Origin of the sequence: Cohnella ginsengisoli (assembly GCF_029525555.1) — a bacterium.
Classification (GTDB): domain Bacteria; phylum Bacillota; class Bacilli; order Paenibacillales; family Paenibacillaceae; genus Cohnella; species Cohnella ginsengisoli.
Genome location: NZ_JAPDHZ010000008.1, coordinates 510,943 through 531,649 on the forward strand (window position 1 = coordinate 510,943; position 20,707 = coordinate 531,649).

The window sequence follows — 20,707 nt, forward strand, 5'->3', positions numbered from 1 at the left end:
TTCTTAATGATCGTGTACAAAGTGCTTGGGTCCATGCCCTCAGTGATGACGAAAATTACAAACTCCCTTCAGGCGACCCTTATTTTCACGCAATAGGCGTACCGTTAGGCACTTCAGTATCCGGCTTTAATAGAACAACATCGCCTTTTTCCGGGACTCCTCCCAACACGAGTACCTCCGACTTGAATCCCGCAATGCGCCGAGGGGGGAAGATCAATGAATGCCTGCGAAAATGAAAAAACCGCCATCCGGTTTGGATAGGCGATTTCTCTGATGTGCCGCTATTCGTGGTCTTTTACTTTGAATCGGCGTCCGGACTTGGGCTCAAAATGATCTGCATGACGCTTTCCCGAATGAGATCAATGACGTCGGGCTCGGGCGGGGGCGCCTTACGACTCTGGGCCGTCACGTACAGCCAAGCGGCCGTATTGGCGGAAGCCCAGACCAGATCTGCCGCAGCCTGGGCTGGCACGGCCAGTTTGCCTTCGGCAGCGACCTTCTGAACATTTTGCACCAGCGCCTGGTGCGACTGATCTGCCGCTTCGATATGAGCGCCCTCGAGCAACCGCCTCATCATCGCCGCATAAATCCGGGGACGGGCCGCTGCGAAGCGGACATAGTCATCCCATCCTTGACGAAGAGCCATCTCCGGAATGGTCGACTCCACAGCGGCAATTAAAAACAGTGGTTAACACTTCATCGCAGATCCTTCGGTTCGCGAAGGGATTTACCATCGAAAACCTGGAGCATCCCAAAACCTTCCGCAAAGTGGTCGGTCCTTATGCGGCCTCAAAGTTGGCGCTATCGTTGTGGACGCAAGCCATGGCGCCGCAGCTTGCCAAGGAAGGCATCAAGATCCGCAGCGTTGACCCTGGACTTAACAACACGCTGAAAAAAGGAAAAGATTCGGGAATGCCCGCATGGTTCGAACTGCTATTCAGAGTTCTTTCCTCTCCGCCTACTCATGGCGCCGACCAATTATATGACGCAGCCCTCGGCAAACACCGCGATAAGTCTGGCGTATTTTTGTTGAAAGGCCGCGTTTCGGAATTGAAATTCGCAGAACATGCGCAGCGCGTACTGGACAGAATTTCCGACATCTATAGCCGTGAGTTTCTTGGCGGGAGTGTTCTTCATAACTGAGCTTGCCATGGGTACTTGGGGGGAACTCAATCAAGAGGCGCGTATCTATGGCTATCGTCTAGAACTGCCTTGCCGTTTTTTTTTAACGAGACTTTATCCCGGTATTTCTTCATTCCGGGGTAAGGTCTGTTGCCTGGGTTGCGTTTTCTTCGTAAAATAGGGGCTATTCGTGAAATAGCTTTCGTACGATTTGCGCTACATTTCCCTCTTTAAGCTGCTCCGGCGACACCGCTTTTCCATCCAAAGTAACCGCAGGCCAGGATTCGATTCCATATCCCGCCGCTTTGGCTTGCATTTGCGCTTTGGAGTCTGGGCTGCCTGTGTCGTATACGAGAATGGAGCATCGCGGGCAAGCCAGCTCTCTGACCTGGGCTTCGAGTTCATCCGATTGCTTGCAGATACGGTTCACCACGACACCGACTCCTATCCGTCTTCACAGGATATTGAACACCACTTATTCATAATCCGTTCGGAAGCTGATGGCCTTGTTCGCCTCCAGTTCTTCACGCAATCGATCCAGCTTCCCGGACGCTCTCCGATAAGCATCGCTGCCCAGGAACAATTGAGCCGGAGGGTTCGGCGATTCCGCCAGATCGATGAGCACCTCTGCTGCTTTCACTCCTTTGCGATGATCAAGGGGATGTGTTCAAGCAGATTGCCATGGCTGGGAGCAATTACGCCTCCATTGCAGCGGTGGTCGAGCGGATCAAGAGGGATTACAACCAGCCGCTGCGCATCGAAGAATTAGCTGAGCTGGCGAACATGAGCTCCTCCTCGTTATATCGTCACTTCAAAGAAGTGACCGCCATGACTCCGGTACAGTATCAGAAGCAAATTCGACTACAGGAAGCACGCCGTCGCCTGTTAACCGAATCTACCCATGTGGCAGATATCGCGTTCGAGGCAGGGTATGAGAGCCCTTCCCAATTCAGCCGGGAATATGCGCGCCTGTTCGGCTTCTCCCCAGTGAGTGATATCAAGCGGTTCAGCTAATAAGATCAAGCTGCTTTCAGTTCAACGACATGAAGAATTCGCAGCATGGACGGTAAGTGTATTTTCAATGGATCACGTTGTCGCACTAGCCTATCAAACCATTCTCATAAAATTCTCAAATGCTTTAAATTAAAAAAAGGTGGCGCAGGGAGGCGATCCCCGCACCACCATTCGATATTGTCGATCGATTGCTAGAATCAACGATGCTAAATCTCTTTCTCTTTTGCCGCTTTTATTCCTTTGTTGCGATCAATCTGGCCATGATGGTTGCGAATTCTCCTCTGGTAATGCCTTGTTCAGGCTTAAACGAATTGTCTGTGTAGCCTGTAATAATCTGATTGGATGCGAGTGCGTCAATGTATGCGTACGACCATGCATTTCCTTTAACGTCTTTGAATGACGTTTGTCCGGTTCCCGTTAACTTAAAGGCTCTGGCGATGAGGGCCGCCAATTCGCTGCGACTCATCTTCTCGTCCGGACGGAAGGTGCCATCGCCGTATCCTGTCATCAAGCCCGCTTCGGCCGTTGCGCCGATGAACTTATTCGCCCAGTGCGTGGAGGATACGTCCGCAAAGCTGCTTTCTTTTCCTTCAAGTCCCAGGTAAGCGGCAATAACCTTAATCGCTTCGGCACGCGTCAATCCTGCGTTCGGACGGAAGGTGCCATCGGCGTAGCCCGTCAGCAATCCCTTGGCGATAAGAACGTCAATGCTCGCTTTGGCCCAATGATACGTTGTATCCGTGAAATGAACGACTTCCGGCTCTTCTGTAGGCGTCGTAGTTTCCGGCGGCGTCACGGGCTCTTCTTTAACTGGAGGCGTCGGTCCATTATCGATGATGGGACCCGGATTGCTTGAGACATATGGAAGGGCTGGAACAAACGACGAGAGCAATCGAGCTTGCGTTTGCTGCTCAAGCGCATAGGCCATACCTAGCACCTTGGCATCGTCCCACGCTCTGCCTACAAGCTGCATAGAGATCGAATATCCGCTATCGTTCGTCCCTACGGGAACCACTACCGTAGGCAGACCGACATTAGACGTTAATACGCCCGTGCCGCGGTCGGAGCTTAATTGCGCGGCTGCTGCGTCATTGTTATATACGTCGCTGATAAAACCTGCGTAAACGACGGCATCGACGCCGTTCGCGTCCATCCAGCCTTTAATGACTTCTTTATAGTCCGTTCGATACTTGATGTAATCTTGTACAGCCTGTTCCGTCATACGGGTAGGCGCCGTATAATCTCTTTTATTGTAGATAAGCACCTTGTCCGAAGCTAATACGCTCGCTCCATCGATGTAAGGGAAATCCTTATGAAGCTCAATATAACGTGCCCAACCCTCCGTAGATCCGTTAATACCCGAAGGACGAGCAGGCGCTGCCGGCAATGCCGACATTTCAACCATGGTCGCGCCGGCTGCTTGAAGCTGCGAGAACTTATCCATGACGGCTCGTCCGGTATCATCGTCGGCATAGGTAGATACGAAGGATGAAGGAATATATCCGATTTTCTTTCCTTGCAAGGCATTCACGTCCAGAGATTCCTTCCAGTCGACCGGACGTTTGTGATCGGCATCGGCAGTCACCGTGAAAATATCCTTTGGATCCGTACCCGTCGTCGCATTCAACATAATAGCCAGATCCGTTACCGTTTTAGCGATCGGACCTGCATAATCTTGTCCCCAAGTGAGCGGAATCACGCCCGTCGTACTTGCCATCCCATCCGTACCGCGGAAGCTCTTCAGGCTAGCGCCTGTAGTCGGCGCATAGAGCGATACCCCTGTTTGCGATCCCATGGCCGCCGCCGCAAAATCGGCCGCAACCGATACGGCGGATCCGCCGCTCGATCCAAACGATGTTTTGGATGGATATAGAGCGTTCCATGTCTGCTGCCAGCCACTCTCGCTAAAGCTGCCGCTGTTCGCAAACTCGGAAGTGTTGACCTTACCGATAATGACAGCTCCGGCTTCCCGCAGCTTATTGACTTGGAAGGCATCGGATTCCGGCTGCCAGCCCTCCAGCGCTTTGCTGCCGCCTGTCGTCGGCATATCCTTCGTATCGTAAATATCTTTGATCGCAATCGGAATCCCTAGCAAATCGCCTTTCGCACCTTGTGCGCGAGCAATGTCAGCCGCTTGTGCTTGGCTAAGCGCGGTCTCCGATACATGCAGGAAAGCATGAAATCCTAATTGACCCATATCGTATGCCTTAATCCGATCCAGATAGGCTTGCGTAATTTGTACGGAAGTGGTTCTGCCATTGATCATATCCTGCTGCATTTCTGCAATCGATTTATTGGTAACGTCATAAGGGGATGAAGTTACGAATGAATTGGCTGCAGGCGCATTTGGAATAATCAGCTGATCTCCCGTATCAAGTCCCTTGATGCCGGAAATATCCCAGTTGCTAATCGAACGAATTTGCGCGTTGCTTAGTCCAGTTACATCCAGCTGACCATTAAGTCCATCCAGCGTAGCAACCAGATTGTTTAATCCTGCTTCGCCAGCTTCTCCGACTTGTACATAATTGACGAGAGACTTCGACTGGCCCGGCTCAATATTTAAGGTATGAATGAATCCATAGAAATTCGCTTCGTTTCCGGATTCGGCCAACGGCGTCGTGAAGGGATCCTTTTGCTGGTCCCCTAATCCGGTTAATCCATTATCGAACGGATCCGGAGATCCGACCGCAACGCCTAGCGGCTTATTGTTTCTCGCGCTGCTGTCTACAACAACCCATGAATCATCCGTCGTCACCTGGAGATCGTGCGAAGAGGTTGCCTTTACGACAGCTGCATTTGTTGTCGTACCGTAGCCTAATGAGCCGCCGAAAGAGACATCGACCTTTACGGCCACGTTATTTATATTCGTGAACGTATCAAAAAATCTCGTTCTGTTATTTTTGGTATCGACGTAAACCTCGCGTGTGATCAATATATTTCCCAGATTAACGGATTGCGTGGAAACAAATTTATTGACCCCGTCATAGGACAGGTTAAATCCGCGCATCATCTGACCATTCATCAGCGAAGCTGAGGGCGACGACACTTTAACAAAGATATTGCCGAAGCCTTGTACTTGCGTTGAACCGACCGTACGTAAACTTCCCGTGTCCAGGCTAGGGGCAAAAGCATCGTGAATCTCCCATACCGTGCCGCTCTCCGAAGTGACTCGCGTTAAGGCATCCGCAGATTGAAACGGAAATACGCCCGTTGCGATCACGGATAACGCAATCGAAGCGGCAATCACTTGCTTTTTACCTTGACGCAAACGTTTTGATTTATTCATTATGTAGGTTTCCCCTCCTTTGTATGTAAGGAAATATAACCTCATAATGATTGATAGTCAATAAAACCTAGACTTATTTATTATTTTTATCGATACTATACGAAAAAATCGGGATTTATTGTGATTTTTTTATAACACAAATATTTATTATATTACATATATATTACATAAAATACATGAGTATCTTGTACGCCTGCCGAGTTTTTATTTCTATGAATCGACCGCCTCGAGCACCCAGTTGCCCAAGCGTCGGCAGGTCGCACAGAATAAGCTAGGGGCAAAACGACTCGATGCCAGCTTATCCAGGACGAGGAGGCCCTTATGCCAAAGGTTATTCATATTGGTGTTATGACAAGAAGAAAAGGAAAATCCTTCTTCGAATCCGGTTATTTCCGGCATATGCATAAAGAAGGAGAGAAGCTCGGTTTAAACGTCTATTTTTTCTCGCATGAGGATGTTCATGTAAACAAACGTCTCGTATATGGGTATGTGCCTAAAATAAACGGAGGATGGATAAAAAAGCTGTTCCCCTGGCCGGATATCGTCATCGACCGTTACCGAAGCGGATGGACGCCGTCCTTCAAAGCACTCCGGAACAGCGGGTTGCTTCGCATCGCCAATCCCAAATTCACGACCAAGAACAGAGCAACGAAGCTCTTCGAGGATACGGCAAGCATGAGGAAATGGATCCCGGAAACGAAGCCTTACCATGCATCCACCCTGAAAGAGATGTTTAACGCTCACCCCATTCTCTATTTAAAACCGGCAAACGGGACCGGCGGGGCCGGTGTCGTTCAATTAAGAAAAAGAAAAAACGGGATCTCCGCCCAGTTTCGTACTCGGGCCATGAAGGTGGGGAAGTACAAGTTCCCGACGATTGGGAAAGCCGTAACCGCTATGAACAGGTGGGTACAGAAGGAGAAAATCCGCGGTGGGGCTTTCCTGCTGCAGCAAGGGCTGGATCTGGAGCTCGTTCAGGGCCGGTGGGCGGACATTCGGCTATTTATCCAAAAGAATGGTTCCGGCAACTGGGAAGTGACGGGAATCGGGGTACGTCAAGCGGCGGCGGGAAGTCCCAATACCAACTTGATCGCCAAGGGGAATCAAGGTTATCCGTTCCAATCCTTTATGGAAAAGCATTTCGGGGAAGAAAAAACGCGCCAAATCCAACATGAATGCGAAGCGCTCGCTCACGAAACGGTAAAGGTTATCGAAAACCGCTTCGGGAGCATGATGGAATTCGGGTTGGACATCGGAATCGACAGAAACGGGCATGTATGGCTGCTCGAGGTCAACCCTAAGCCCTGCAAAGATATCATGTGGAAAATCGGCGAGTCCCAGAATTACCTCCGAACCGTGCGCCGGCCTCTACAATATGCCAAATACTTGGCGGAAAATAAGAACGGCACACCGTAGGTCGGGTGCATCTAACAACCCAGACCGGAGATCGCAGTGTGAGTAGGGGAATCTGAACAAACCTTATATGCAAGTTCAGGGCCATCCGACGGGATGGCCCTATCGCTGCGAAGATCCTAGTCCTCTTCATGGACAACAGTCTAATTAGACTATATAATATTTTTAGTCCAATTAGACCATAATCGTTATGAAAGGAGTGAAGGTTAAATGATAAAATCGTTTTTAATGTTGGGTCAGTCTAATATGGCAGGCCGTGGATGGTTGCAGGAAGTCGACCCTATCTATAATGAGAAAATCAAAATGCTGCGCAATGGGCAGTGGCAGATGATGACAGAGCCGATTAATTATGACCGTCCGGTTGCCGGTGTCAGCCTGGCGGCGTCTTTCGCCGATGCCTGGTCGAGGGCCAATCCCGATGAAGAAATCGGGTTGATTCCTTGTGCGGAAGGCGGCAGTTCCTTGAACGACTGGCATCCGGAAGGCATCCTGTTTCAGCATGCTTTGTCCGAGGCCCGCTTCGCTTTGCGGTCCAGTCAAATCTGCGGAATCCTTTGGCACCAGGGCGAGAGCGACAGTTATCGTTCGCTGCATGAAACTTATTACGGGAAATTAACCTTTATCATCGAGACGCTAAGAAACGAATTGAATCTTGAGGAGGTGCCGTTGATCATTGGCGGACTTGGCGATTTCCTTGGGAAGACCGGTTTTGGACAGCATGCGACAGAATATCGGCAGGTCAATGACCAATTGCAGCGCTTCGCTAACGAGCAGCCTAATTGTTATTTTGTAACAGCGGCGGAGTTGACCGCGAATCCTGACGGCATTCATTTAGACGCGGTCTCGCAGCGCAAGTTCGGCTACCGCTATTTTGAAGCTTTTTCGAAAAAGTGTCATGTCCTGGAGCCCATCCCGGGTGAGGAGCAGTCGCTGAAAGTGGCGCGCGAATATTCGAAAACAGAACAGATCTACCTGAATAGCATGGATTTGGCTTCGGGTCGAATCACGTACGCGGAATACGAGGCGAAGATCGGGAGGGTTATGCAGCCTTGATCCCCTTACTCATCCTTGGCTTGCTTATCCAAAACCCCGGCGCTCACGGCTATGAACTACTGGCCCTCATGGAAAAACGCCATTACCAATATATCGTAAGCTTCACGAAAGGCTCGTTTTATTACAATCTGCAGCAGCTTGAGGAAAAAGGCTGGATTGAACAGGTTCAGCAGAATCCTTCAACCAGTGGCCGCGAAATTCGGAGCTATAAAGTCACCGGCTCGGGAATGGCTGAATTCGAAAAGTTAATGGTCGAATACGGCACCAAGTCGGAATATGTGAACCTGCAATTTTATGGGGCGCTCCTCTTTGCCGATGAATACGACAAAAACAAACTGCTGGCGCTGATCCAATCGCAAATCGACCAGACGAGAGCCCGAATCGCCCTTCTTGATGCGTACCTGTCCAACTCACAAGAACTCCCCGGCACAATCGATTACTACCGCCGCATGAACGAAAATTCCCTTTCCCATCACTTGGTTAACTTGGCGTGGTTTGAACAATTGAAGACAGCTATAGAGGCTATAGAGGGACCTGTTGCATAAAGCCCCCTGTTGCGAGGGGGCCTTCCACTGCAAATTTCCCCAATGTGAAACCACCCATTTTAGGCAGCTCTTCAAACACTTTTCGGCATCCATCGCTGCCATTGAACTGATTGTTTTGGCCATTCCGTTTTCAGGGTCTTGCCGCAAAGGCGTTACTACCGGTCCAGGCGAGATCGAGTTCACTCTAATACGACGAGGTCCAAACTCGCCAGCCAGCATTTTCGTCAAATTATTAAGCGCCGCTTTGGTCGTGCCGTAAATTGGCAATAACAATTCGGGCATCTGTGCATTTACGGAAGAGATATTTACGATTGCACCCTCATGGTTCTTAAGGATATGCGGTAATGCCGCGAAAAATAAGCGGTTGCGCTTAGAATTCCGCTGGTTCGATGTATCATCTAGACGGCGAAATTGAAAAGGCACCCAGTCGGGTGCCTTCGCTTATGAAATCAATGTCGAGCCGTTTGGACATTGGAACTATTCCGATTTCCAATTTCGACCGCCAACTGCCCTAGAGTAACGTTGCCTGACGGATTGAATTGCAAAGAAAAGACGAGCTCCGCGTCGCCGCGAACACTCGCCCCCTATTCTTATTCCCGTTCGATCAAGCGCATTAACATCAACACGACCTCTGCTCGCGTCGCATTAGACCCGGGCATGAACGTTGCATTCGGGTACCCGTTGATCGCGCCATTTGACGCCAGAATTTCCACGCTGTTCGCCGCCCATGACGGAATCCGATCTAAGAATGTCTTGCGGTTACTTGCATCCGCCTTCAATTGATAAGCATTCTGGAACAACACCGCAATCTCCGCTCGCGTAACGAACGAACTTCCTTTGACATAATGCTTGCCATTATGCGCTGAGCCGGATATTAGCCCATTCGCGTAAGCGGCGGCAGCGTAAGGCTTGCTCCATTCGGCCAGTTCGTTCCAATCGGCGAAGAACGCCGCAGCCGCGTCCAGGTCGGCCTGATTGCCGATGGTCAACTGCCTCGCTCGTACAAGCATCGCGATCGCTTCGGCTCTTCGCGTATCGCTGTTCGGAGCGAATACCTCAGGCGCTCGGCCGGCAACAAGACCCATCTTGTAAGCTTTTTCAATGGCCGCCTCAGCCCAAGGCGCTTCGGCATGCACATCCTTGAACGTGGACTTGGGCGGATTGCCATTGTCCGTCGAGCCATCGGTTTGTCCGGTACCCGCTGGTACGCCGTCTTTGCCTGGGTTCGTGCCCGGATTCGTGCCCGGGTCCGTGCCTGGATTCGTGCCTGGGTCCGTTCCTGGATCGTCAGACTCGTTGCCTTTCACAATTGTGACATCGTCTTGGGAAAGGTTGCCCACATAATCGATCGCCGTTAGCGTGATATAAGTTTTCTTGTCCGCGTTTAACGTACCGCTCATGCTAAACTTGCCCATATTGTCCGCCGTCGTACGACTTCCCCGACTGTCCAACACGGTAGCATACGGCACCGTACTGCCTTGAATCTGATAGCGACCTTCCGAATCGGTCACAATCTTGCCGTCCGGCCCCGTTTCGACGAACAAAGCAGGCGGAAGATGATTGTAATGGACGGCCAGACCATACTCGTATACGTCGCCCTGATCATTCTCGGCCACGATCCGTATCAGGCTTGAACCGGCATCGCCATCGACAGAGATCGGCACGGATATCCGAGGCTCATAATCGGAACTGATGTAGATTCGATTAAAATTCGGCATATTCGTGACTGCGTCGATCGTACCGTCGCTCTGCCACACTGTGAACTTCGCGTTCAGGTCCCTGGACTGTCCGTCCTCGGCGCTCACGTAAGTGGTCGCCACATCCAGCTTGAAGTCGCCGTTCACCGTAAGCACGTTGCCCAGCAGCGAATCGCTCGAGATCGCGCCCAAGCTCGGTGCCACATGAATGACGGGCGTCTTGACCAGCGGCACGTCGACGACGGCTGTAACCGTCGAAGCGCCATAAATAGAAGACGCGTTGGAATCCGAGGGGTCCGCGCTTGCATATGGCGTCACCGCAAGCTTGTAGCTGTTGCCCGGCTCCATCCCGCCGAAGTCAATAGCGAATGCGCCGCCAACCGCATCGTCGGCGGAGATTTGATACTCGATTGGTCTGCCTGCATGCGCGATTTGGTTGCCCGTCGGATTGCCGTCGCTGCCGATCTCATCCGTATACTTCAGAGGCGACATAACCGCGTTGCCATCGGCATCAAGCAAGCGAATCAGATAACCGTGCGCATTGGAGACGGCGCTCCAGGTTGCATGGATCGTGCCGCCGCCGCCCGCCGATACCGATACCGCGCTGACCGAGTCGGGCGCAAGCGGATTGACGACGTCCATGGCTTGCTTCGCGTTCAAACTTGCATACGGAATCGTCCTGGACGCATCGCTCTTCGGCGTTCCGATCAGCGTCACCCTCGGGTAATACTGCCCGCTCTGCAAGTAGCTTAAGTCTTGCGCCGTGAAGGCGTAGCTGCCCCCTGCGATTCCGTCCGTCACTTGCCCGGCAACGATATCGACCGTATGGACAAGCACGCCCGCGCCAGTCTGCGTCGGATCGTCGCCGTTGTCCGTCGACAACCGAACTTCGACCCGGTAGTCTTCCGTCTCCGTATCGAGACCTGTCAGATCCCAGCTTGCCGTGCGGGTGCCCGCATCGTACGTCGTGCCGGCGATCTTCGGAACAGGCGCAATGGCGATAACCGAACTGTCAAAAGACTGGCTCGAAGAGATCGTCCAATCTCCGGGTTGCCTGCCCAAGCGAATCATAATCGTGTTGTCGGACACGACTGCGGCATTCGCATTCGGGTCGTCATAGAAAGGCGTTCCGTCAGCCAATGTTACGGGATACGTCAAGCCGTACGGATTGCCATCGGGGTCTAAGATGCTCATATCTTCCGAATCGGCGGAGACGAGTACGGCATAATCATCCGTCAAGCCCTCCGGGAACGACACGGTATGAACCGTACCCGAGTCGTTCGTCGAGATCGAGGGCGTAAGGGCAAGCGTCCGTAATCGGCCAGTCGAGTCGCTCGATGCGACCAAGCTTACGTTGGAGAAGGCATTAATCTGCCCGGCCGCGTTGCCGTTCTCATCGAACACAGTTTGCCCTGTCTGCTCCGACTGTATCGAACGCAGGGTCCGCCGCCCCACGCCGACAGAGCCGCTTCCATACGCATAGTTCACCTTGAGCCCGAAGCCGAGCACGCTGAACGTCGCATAGGCGTTCGTATCGCTAAGGCCGATGTTGCTGTTGAGCAACGTATACGGACCAATGGAGAACAGCCCGACTTCGATCTCCGGTATCTGGAGGCGACCATACAGCTGACCGTTCAAATTGTAGCTGCCGCCTCTGTAATAGGTGAGGTTGGCATTGCCGCCTGCCAGAATAACCGAGAAGTTCTTCAGAATATTGGCGGCGACTTGCATTTGATACGATACAGACGTATTGGTCACATAGATACCTGCTTGGAACTTATCGAAGACTTCCATCTTGAGCAGCTTCGGATTCCCCGACAGGCTGATCTGGGAAGGTCCGATCGCCAGCTGTACGTCGCTGAACTCAAGCAGGCCATTGCCGGGAATCAAGCTCCCTACTTCAAGGTCGCCGTTGATCAGAATCAAGATCGGGGCCACGCCTTTATAGTTGCCTGTAATCGTGTCCGCCAGACCCGAGACGCCGCCGCCGACTCTGGTCAACTTCGCGATCGGCAGCGCGGGCGTTACCGGAATGCCGTCGCCTAATCCGACGACGATCTTGATCGTGTCCGGAATAAACTGACCGGTCGCGCTGTTCTTCTTCAGGCTCATGTTCGCCGCGAAATTCGCCAGCTTCGCGTCCACGTCAAGGGCAACGGAGTACTCGCTCTCGAACGTATCGATCGAACCTTCGGCCGTTGCACCCAACCCGAAGCCGCCGAGCAGTTTCTTGGACATATCGTTGCCGGGGGTGAAGTAACCGTCCGCCTTGACCCCTTGGAAGCTCAAGCTTCCCTGACCGTCCGCGCCGTATTGAAGCCGGTCGATATTGAGACCGAACCCCACGTTGCTGCTGCCCGGCAGCGCCATTCCGAAGTATACCTTGCCGTCGAACATCATCGCATTGCCAAGCAGCGCAGCTCCGGTAATTTTGGCTGTCATTCCGCTGCCCAGAACGGTCAGTTGGTTCCGGTTATCAAATGCGATCTCGACATTCTGCTTGTCAGGGTCCAGCAGCTCCCCATCCGGGTCCTTCGCATACTCGGTCACGTACTGGACGCCCTTCTCAAGCTCGATCGAAGCGTCGGATTCGGACAGAAGGTTGAACGCGCCTGCGACCAGGGTGACCTTGTCCATCGTGATCGTGACACCGCCGCCGGCATCGTCGCGAACCCGCAGCTTGCTCTGACCGGTTGGCAGGTAGCTCGTCAGCCCGCCGTTAATGATGGTCGTTCCGCTGAACGCATATTCGCCCGTCACGGTCGCGCTTGCCGTGAAGCTGCCCTTCAATTTGACGATCGGATTGCGCCCCCCCAGCTGCTGGGTCAATTCCTTCTCGCTTTGCGCCACGATGACGGAATGCTTGAATTGATTGTCGGATACGACGGCCATACTCCCGAACGCGGTATGGCTCAAGTTCTGAGCCGTTGCGATCGTGACTGATCGTTGTACGCCGTTAATGGAAATATAATAAGTAACATCCGTACTGTTGGACAGCATGCCGGCAGGTACGCTGACGACCAGCGATGCGGATGTCGTTTGGGATACGGTCGCCGGCACTGTCGGATTAGGCGACGTGCCCAGCAGCACCTCTCCTCGGCCATTCATATTCGTTCCATACACCACAATGGATTTGAATATGCCCGCCAGCTTGGAGTTCGGCGCGATGGATGCCATCGTTTTGGTTTTGACTGCACCTGGAATGGATTCTATATTCGTCGAATCGTACAGCAATTCGACGGATTGGGTGGAGCTCTTCGTGACAGCCGGGCACGTATATACGCTCTTCGTCTGGTCTTGCGCGTCTGTCCTCACAAACGTACACGGATATACGGATGTGAGGCCCGGATTAAGCGCATCCCGGAACTTGACCTGCGGCTTGTAGATCTTGCTCGGATCCTCCGGCGGCGCAAAGGTGAGCGGAATCGCTTCATTGATTTTTACCTTGACCGGATAATTCGAAAATTGTGCGTTGCTATTCGTCGTTACAGGTATCGCGATATCTTCGAAGTTGACGATCGCTTTTATCGTAGCCCCAGCCACTAACTCAGTGCTTGAGGATACGGGCTTGATGCTAAAATCGATCCTTGAAGCGTAGGGATCGGACGGTTTCCCCTGCTTGTAAAGCGATCTCGTGTTCTCGAACACGCGCCAGATCTGAACGTTCGATACATATTTCGTCTGATCCGTGTTGACGATATGTAAATTAATCGTATCGCCCGCATAAAAAAGCCTCGAGATCCTGGGTCACTTGCGCCCCGCTATGATTCGCAACCTCTACTTCTATCGGATTCGAGACGATCCGCTCGACGAGAACCGTCACGACCGCATCGGTGAACGGCATCGCGAACGAATAGGTGCCATCCCCGTTCGACGTTGAGGGCAATACGACATTCAGCAGCTCGGATCGTACTTCAATCCCGGTAATCTTGTACATCCGATGATCGTAGCTGCCTGGATTGACGGTCACAATGTCGCCCGAATGATCCGTCGCAAGCGCCCTCGCGGTCGCCTGCACGAAGGTCGCGCCCCCGGACAACGCCGGCAATACGACGCCCGGGATCGTGGCTCGTGCCAGGATGCTATGCGCGGCCTTGCCGTCCGTGGACGTCACCGACATGAAGACAGGCTCGCTCGGCATCGTGAAGGTATAGCGGAATTGATAGGTCGACGTATTGAACAGCGTATTCGTCAAAGGCGACGTTTTCGACGAGCTTTTGCCCACGAGCTGAACGCCAGCCGGAATCAGCCCCATCGACGACGTCTGCATGGATAGCAGGTCGCCTGGCAGAAAGTAATAGTAGTTGCCGTATTCATAAGGATACGCTCTTCTTGGATTCGGCTGGTTCGCATAATCGATCGTCGGATTCGTGAAGCCGGCCAGATTGCGAATATCGATTCGCTGGGCGGTGGCGGTATCTACCGTCACTGTGATCGTTCTGGCGGCTGAGGTCGTATTCTTGCCGATCGTAATCGTCAGGCTCCACGGATGATTCTGGGCAACGCCGCTCGACACGACTTGTACGTTCTTCAGCGCATTGTTGCCTTGACCGTCTAAGACCCTGACGCTCTTGACCATTGCCGCAGTCAGCGGCGCGGACGGATTCGTCGTATCGATTGAATCGTTCACCAGCGTAATGCTGTAATCATCTGCCGCTGCGACGGATAAACCCTGCGCGGGAATGAGCGTATGGCCTGAATAAGCCTGGAAGTCAGCCGTATTGTTCAAGCTGATCTTTACCTTATCGCTAATTGCCGTTGCCGGCCAGGCGACGATAATCGTCAGCGTATCGTTAGCCAGGCTTGTCGTCGACACTTGGGCCGTGAATGCGCCCGCGCCCAGGCTGGCAATGCCGATCGTATTGTATGCCCCCGCTGTCGCGTTAAATTGATAGCCGGTTAGGGCAGTGAGCACATACCTGGTCTTATAGCTCGTCCCGATTGAGAATGTCCCGCTCGCAGGCTGATAGGAGCTTCCATTGTCGGCTGACCATGCGATGCTCGCGGTCGCATGATTGAAGACGCTGCTTCCATCCGCTTGAGCGGCTCCCGTCAGCGGAGCCGCCGTTCCGATGGAGATGTCCGCTGGCACGATCGTGGCGGGGGCCGTAGTCGGCCACGTGACAATAACCGTCAGCGTATCGTTGGACGAGCTTGCCGTCGATACGGTCGCGGCGAACGTGCCCGCGCCCAGATTGGCGATTCGACCCGTCAGATCTCTCGCTCCGTTCTGGTCGTATGCGCCCGCAGCCGAATCGAAGGCGTAGCCCGCCGAGGCTGTCAGCACGTATTTGGTCTTATAGCTCGTCACCGCGGCGAATGTGCCGCTGGCTACCGCGTAAGTCGTGCCGCCATCTCCAGACCAGACTACGTTCGCGTCTGCATGCGTCAAAGCAATCGTGCCGTTCGTCTGCGCCGCGCCTGTCGCCGGAGCGACCGTGCCGATCGCGATGTCCGAAGACAAGATCGTTGCCGCGCCCGTCGTCGGCCATGTCACAATAATCGTCAACGTGTCGCTCGTCGCCGCGCCCGAAGTCACGTCGGCGCTGAAGGAGCCCGTGCCGAGATTCGCAATGGCAACGGAATGGTAGGCATCAACCGCCGGATCGAATCGATAGCCGGCTGCCGCAGTCAGCACATACTTCGTCTTATAGACCGTATTGGGCGCAAAAAAGGCCGCCGGCTGCCGCATAATTTGCGCCGCCATTGCTTGACCATGTGACGTTGGCGGTCGCATGAGCGAATGCGTTCGTGCCATCCGCCATTGTCTGTCCGGCCACAGGGGCAATTGTCCCGATGCCAAGATCGGCAACGACGATCGCAGCGGCGGCTGTTGCCGGCCAAGTCACCGTAATCGTCAAGGTGTCGTTGGCTGTGCTCGACGTCGATACTTGAGCCGTGAACGTACCGGCTCCCCTATTCACGATGACAATCGCGTCGTACGCGCCAGCCGCCGAATCGAAGATATAGCCCGCGTCCGCAGTCAGTACGTACTTCGACTTATACGTCTTCCCAGGCGCGAACGTGCCGCTCGGCGCAGCGTAAGTGACGCCATTGTCATTCGACCACGTCACGCTTGCGCTTGCATGCCCGAATGAATTCGTGCCGTTCGCAATACTGTCCCCGGTTGCCGGCGCAGCCGTTCCGATCGACAGCCCCGCAGCGGCGATGGTTGTTAGCGCAGCCGCGGTCGTCTTCGGCCAGGTGACTTCAATCGTTAACGTGTTATTCGACGCACCGGATACGACCGCCGTATAGGCGCCCGAACCGAGATTGGCGATGCGGCTCGTCAACGAATTCGCGCCGCTTGCTCCGTATACGCCTGCAGCGGGGTCGAAGGAGTAGCCGGCTGCCGCCTCGATGACGTATCTCGTCTTGTAAGTGGTCTCATAGGCATAGGCACCGCTGGCCGAATTGTAGGTTGTGCCGTTGTCGGCGGACCACGTGACGATGGATGATGCATGACTGAACGTATTTGCTCCGTTCGCCATGCTCGCTTCCGCAACCGGCGCTAGCGTGCCAATCGAGATATCGTTCGGTACGAGGATTCCCGTCTTCGGCCAGGTCACTTCGATGTACAAATCATCTCCGTCAGGACTGTAGACGTAAAACGTGCCCGTGCCGAGGTTCGCAATCCGACTCGATAAGTCTCTTGCTCCACCTTTGCTGTACGCGCCGGGCGTGTCGAATGCATAACCGTTCGCCGCGAGAAGATGGTATCCCGTTTTATAGGTCATCAGGGAGACGAATGGATCCCCAACATCCAGGGACTTGAAGGGACTCGTCTGACTCCACTCCACATAATCGAACGTTCCGCGGTTGAATACGTTCGTTCCATCCGCCACTTGAGCATTCGGTGCCGGTGCGGCGGTTCCGATCAGGATGTCGGCGGCTCCGATGAGAGTCTGCCCCGATGCGTTCGCTGTCGAATCCCACATCACGACGAGAGTCAAGGTGTCATTGGCGCGCACTTGCGTCGAGACGGACGCCCCGGCCAGAAAGGCCGTACCTAGATTGGCGATGCGGCTCGTTAAAGACTTTGCCCCGTCCTGGTAGATGCGGCTCGTATTGTCGAATGCGTACCCTGCGTCGGCCGTAATGACGTATTTCGTGTAATAATTCGTGCTGGGTGCGAAGTTGCCGCTCGCCGGACTGAAGGATCCGCCCGTAGCGGACCAGGTAATAACGGCGGTGGCATGCTTGAACGTATTCGTGCCGTCTTCGATGGCCGCGCCTTTGACCGGAGCGTTCGTACCGATCCAGATGTCTGCGGGCTCGATCGTCGCATTGGGCCATGTTACCACGACGGTTAGCGTATCGTTCAGCGTGAACGCCTGACTTACGATCGCCGTGAACGTCGCCGAACCTAGATTGGTGATACGGCTCGACAAGTCCTGCGCACCGTCCTTCTGATACGCGCCGGGTGCCGGATCAAATACATGGTTCGAATCCGCCGTAAATATATAACGAGTCTGATAGATCGTACTTTGCGCAAAGCTGCCGCTGGCCGCAGCATATTGGGCTCCGTTCGCGGACCACTTTACATCCGTTACCGTTCCGCCGCCGAATGCGATCGTTCCATCGGCCATGCTCGCTCCGTTCATCGGAGCGGCCGTCTCGATCGTGATATCGGCCGCGGCAACAACGGTCTCCGCTGATGCGGTGAGCGGAAGCATCGCGAATAGGAGTACAATCGATAGGGTCGCCGATACCAGCTTCGTAGCGATTCTTGTTCTCAGGTATAATTGCAATCGGTTCATGGCGTCCTCCTATTGATAGAACTAGGCCAATGGCACAGCTCTCGGATGCGAGAATCTGTGCCTTTCGATAACGAGCTATTTGGAAAGGTCTATCAACTGCAAATCGACATTTCGGCATACGGTCAGCATTCGAACAATCATCGCTGCCGCCTGCTCGCGAGTCGTATAGGCGTTCGGATAAAACTTGCCGTCGCCCGCGCCTCTCACAATATCCGCGTCAGCTATCCGCTCGATATATGGACGCGCCCAGTTAGCGCTCGTGTCCGAGAAATAGGCGTTGCCAGTCGTCTGGTCGAAAACCATCAACCGTGCCAGGATCGCTGAAATCTCGGCGCGGGTAATCGGCTGATCAGGCTTGAACGAACCCGCGCCTACGCCTTCGATCACGCCGGCAGCTTTCAAAGTCTCAATTGCGGTCGCAGCCCAGTGACCTTGCGTATCGGAGAACGTTGTGCCCCGCTCGCTTGTCGTGTCGAGATACAAAGCCTTCGCCACCATCGCGACAAACTCTGCGCGGGTAATCGATTCGCTGCCGTGGAAGCTGCCGTCCGGTCTTCCTTGGACGATGCCAAGCTGCCGGGCGACTTCGATCGACTGATAGCTCCAGTTGCCCGCCGAGACATCAGGGAACGGCTCAGGAGCTGTCCGGTTAAGCGCAGCCAGAGCGGCTTCCTTCACTTTCTTAACGTTCGTGATGGCATCGTTGAGAAGAGGGCCCGGCGATGCTGGCGGCGAGGCGCTATCGCCTGCTCGCTTCACCGTCACGATGTACGTCCTCGTCGTCGTGCCGTCCTGCGCCGTCACGACGACCGATATCGGGTTGTCCCCGAGGCTCAGGTTAATGGCACCCGAGGCCGCACCGCTCGTCACCGTCGTACCGTTGACCTTCACCGTCGCCGTGCTGTCGCTCACCGTCGGCGTAACCGTGATGCTGCTCACGCTGTTCGCCACGCTCGCCGCGTAGCCCGTCGTGCCCGCTGCAAACGCCGGGCTCAAGCTCCCGCTCGACAGCGTCAAGCCGCTCAGGCTTGCATTCGTACTCCTGCTGACGCTGTCGCCGCTGGCAATCGTCGCAGCTCGCGTCACCGTCACGGCGTACGTGCTCGTCGTCGTGCCGTCCTGCGCCGTCACGACGACCGATATCGGGTTATCCCCGACGCTCAGGTTGATCGCTCCCGAGGCCGCACCGCTCGTCACGGTCGTACCGTTGACCTTCACCGTCGCCGTGCTGTCGCTCACCGTCGGCGTAACCGTGATGCTGCTCACGTCGTTCGCCACGTTCGCCGCGTAGCTCGTCGTGCCCGGCGCGAACGTCGGGCTTAGGACGCCGCTCGACAACGTCAGGCTGCTCAGGCTCGCGTTGCTGCTTGGCGCTCTAGTCACCGTCACGGCGTACGTCTTCGTCGTCGTGCCGTCCTGCGCCGTCACGACGACCGATATCGGGTTGTCCCCGACGCTCAGGTTAATGGCACCCGAGGCCGCACCGCTCGTCACCGTCGTTCCGTTGACTTTCACCGTCGCCGTGCTGTCGCTCACCGTCGGCGTTACCGCGATGCTGCTCACGCCGTTCGCCACGCTCGCCGTGTAGCCCGCCGTGCCCGGCGCGAACGTCGGGCTTAGGACGCCGCTCGACAACGTAAGGCTGCTCAGGCTCGCGTTGCTGCTTGGCGCTCTAGTCACCGTCACGGCGTACGTCTTCGTCGTCGTGCCGTCCTCCGCCGTCACGACGACCGATATCGGGTTGTCCCCGACGCTCAGGTTAATGGCACCCGAGGCCGCACCGCTCGTCACCGTCGTTCCGTTGACCTTCACCGTCGCGTTACTGTCGCTTACCGTCGGCGTTACCGTGATGCTGCTCACGCCGTTCGCCACGCTCGCCGCGTAGCTCGTCGTGCCCGGCGCGAACGTCGGGCTTAGGACGCCGCTCGACAACGTCAGGCTGCTCAGGTTCGCATTGCTGAGCGACGTCCGTGTCACTTTGTACGTCTTCTTCGTGCCATCCTCTGCCGTCACGACGATCGCCACGGTGTCTCCCACGCTCAAGTCGATAGCGGCAGATTCCATGCCGCTCGTTACCGCCGTACCGTTGACCTCCACCGTTGCGTAGCTGTCCCTGACGGTCGGCGTGACCGTAATGCTGCTCTCGCTGCTTGGTATGACGGCCGTGTAGTCCGTGGTTCCCGAAGAGAACCCCGGACTCAGGCTGCCGCTGGACAAGGTCAGGCTGCTCAAGCCGGCATCATTGGACTCGCCGATTCTCCGGACCACATGGTTCTCTGTATCCGCAATATGCAGATAACCATCGCCGTCAAAGGCGACGCCGTTAGGTGAAAATAAATTGGCAGCGGAGGCGGGACCCCCGTCTCCCGAATAGCCGGTAAGCCCGGATCCCGCAACTTTGCTGATCGTGCCTGCAGTCAGGTCTAATTTAAGTATCGTCGTGTAAGTTGAGATAAAGAGATCGCCGTTGTCGAAGGTCATGCCGATCGGACCGTTTAAATCAACGGAAGTAGCCGGACCCGTCTCCATGTTGCCTCCTCCAGCCACAATGCTGATGTTGCCTGACGGATCTACTTTGCGAATAAATCCGCCCGCGCTTATGGAGTATTCCTCGGCAATATACAGATTGTCTTCGTCGTCCACGGCCAATCCGGCCACCGCGCTTAAGGGTGCCAACGCCGCGGACGTCTCGACCGCCGAATAGCCTTGGTCTCCCGTACCTGCCACCGTGCTGATGATTCCTGTCGACGCATCAACCTTCCGAATGCGGGCATCGTTCGTGCTCGAGATATACATATTGCCATGGCTGTCAAACGC

Annotated in this window: 12 protein-coding genes and 3 pseudogenes; 5 read left to right on the forward strand and 10 right to left on the reverse strand. The window is 54.7% G+C overall.

Annotated features, from left to right (window positions below; all coding sequences use genetic code 11):
* Positions 1-85: 85 nt before the first annotated feature.
* Both OMP38_RS33175 and OMP38_RS33180 read right to left on the reverse strand, forming a co-directional pair.
* Positions 86-211 (reverse strand): annotated as a pseudogene (locus tag OMP38_RS33175) (tRNA-binding protein); the annotation flags it as partial.
* 84 nt (positions 212-295) lie between these two features.
* On the reverse strand, positions 296-577 hold the full coding sequence (locus OMP38_RS33180; RefSeq protein WP_277568843.1) for a hypothetical protein: 282 nt from the start codon (positions 575-577) through the stop codon (positions 296-298).
* A 107-nt stretch (positions 578-684) separates the two neighbouring features.
* Here OMP38_RS33180 and OMP38_RS33185 point away from each other — a divergent pair, with 107 nt between their 5' ends.
* Entirely contained in the window at positions 685-1,143 is a 459-nt protein-coding gene (locus OMP38_RS33185; protein WP_277568844.1) for an SDR family NAD(P)-dependent oxidoreductase, read from the forward strand.
* 163 nt (positions 1,144-1,306) lie between these two features.
* Here the strand turns inward: OMP38_RS33185 and OMP38_RS33190 are convergent, their stop codons facing one another.
* Together OMP38_RS33190 and OMP38_RS33195 are read right to left on the reverse strand one after the other, a co-directional pair.
* A complete protein-coding gene (locus OMP38_RS33190) occupies positions 1,307-1,555 on the reverse strand; it encodes a hypothetical protein (RefSeq protein WP_277568845.1) in 249 nt (82 codons plus the stop codon).
* Positions 1,556-1,597: 42 nt separating this feature from the next.
* The gene (locus OMP38_RS33195) at positions 1,598-1,747 is read right to left on the reverse strand and encodes a hypothetical protein (RefSeq protein ID WP_277568846.1); all 150 of its coding nucleotides are present in this window, start codon (positions 1,745-1,747) and stop codon (positions 1,598-1,600) included.
* Between the two features lie 2 nt (positions 1,748-1,749).
* Here OMP38_RS33195 and OMP38_RS33200 point away from each other — a divergent pair.
* A pseudogene (locus OMP38_RS33200) lies at positions 1,750-2,136 on the forward strand (helix-turn-helix domain-containing protein); the annotation flags it as partial.
* A gap of 232 nt (positions 2,137-2,368) precedes the next feature.
* Here the strand turns inward: OMP38_RS33200 and OMP38_RS33205 are convergent.
* The gene (locus tag OMP38_RS33205) at positions 2,369-5,422 is read right to left on the reverse strand and encodes an amidase family protein (protein WP_277568847.1); all 3,054 of its coding nucleotides are present in this window, start codon (positions 5,420-5,422) and stop codon (positions 2,369-2,371) included.
* A gap of 321 nt (positions 5,423-5,743) precedes the next feature.
* Here OMP38_RS33205 and OMP38_RS33210 point away from each other — a divergent pair, with 321 nt between their 5' ends.
* From OMP38_RS33210 to OMP38_RS33220, 3 genes are all read left to right on the forward strand, one after another.
* Positions 5,744-6,838 carry a YheC/YheD family endospore coat-associated protein gene (locus OMP38_RS33210; RefSeq protein ID WP_277568848.1) on the forward strand — a complete coding sequence of 365 codons (1,095 nt, stop codon included), beginning with the start codon at positions 5,744-5,746 and terminating at the stop codon, positions 6,836-6,838.
* 207 nt (positions 6,839-7,045) lie between these two features.
* Positions 7,046-7,888, forward strand: a complete 843-nt coding sequence (locus OMP38_RS33215; protein WP_277568849.1) for a sialate O-acetylesterase — start codon at positions 7,046-7,048, stop codon at positions 7,886-7,888.
* Entirely contained in the window at positions 7,885-8,433 is a 549-nt protein-coding gene (locus OMP38_RS33220) for a PadR family transcriptional regulator (RefSeq protein WP_277568850.1), read from the forward strand. The genes OMP38_RS33215 and OMP38_RS33220 overlap by 4 nt, the downstream gene beginning before the upstream one ends.
* A 102-nt stretch (positions 8,434-8,535) precedes the next feature.
* Here the strand turns inward: OMP38_RS33220 and OMP38_RS36525 are convergent.
* The 5 genes and pseudogenes from OMP38_RS36525 to OMP38_RS33240 form a co-directional block, all read right to left on the reverse strand.
* Positions 8,536-8,856: pseudogene (locus OMP38_RS36525) on the reverse strand (SDR family NAD(P)-dependent oxidoreductase); the annotation flags it as partial.
* Positions 8,857-9,023: 167 nt separating this feature from the next.
* Positions 9,024-13,673 (reverse strand): S-layer homology domain-containing protein, encoded by a 4,650-nt coding sequence (locus tag OMP38_RS33225; protein ID WP_277568851.1) that lies wholly within the window; start codon positions 13,671-13,673, stop codon positions 9,024-9,026.
* 163 nt (positions 13,674-13,836) lie between these two features.
* Positions 13,837-15,822, reverse strand: coding sequence for an autotransporter outer membrane beta-barrel domain-containing protein (locus OMP38_RS33230; RefSeq protein ID WP_277568852.1), 1,986 nt, complete (start codon positions 15,820-15,822; stop codon positions 13,837-13,839).
* A complete protein-coding gene (locus tag OMP38_RS33235; RefSeq protein ID WP_277568853.1) occupies positions 15,779-17,890 on the reverse strand; it encodes a hypothetical protein in 2,112 nt (703 codons plus the stop codon). Before OMP38_RS33235 ends, OMP38_RS33230 begins: the two co-directional genes overlap by 44 nt.
* A gap of 75 nt (positions 17,891-17,965) precedes the next feature.
* Positions 17,966-20,617, reverse strand: a complete 2,652-nt coding sequence (locus tag OMP38_RS33240) for a cadherin-like beta sandwich domain-containing protein (protein ID WP_277568854.1) — start codon at positions 20,615-20,617, stop codon at positions 17,966-17,968.
* Between the last annotated feature and the right edge of the window lie 90 nt (positions 20,618-20,707).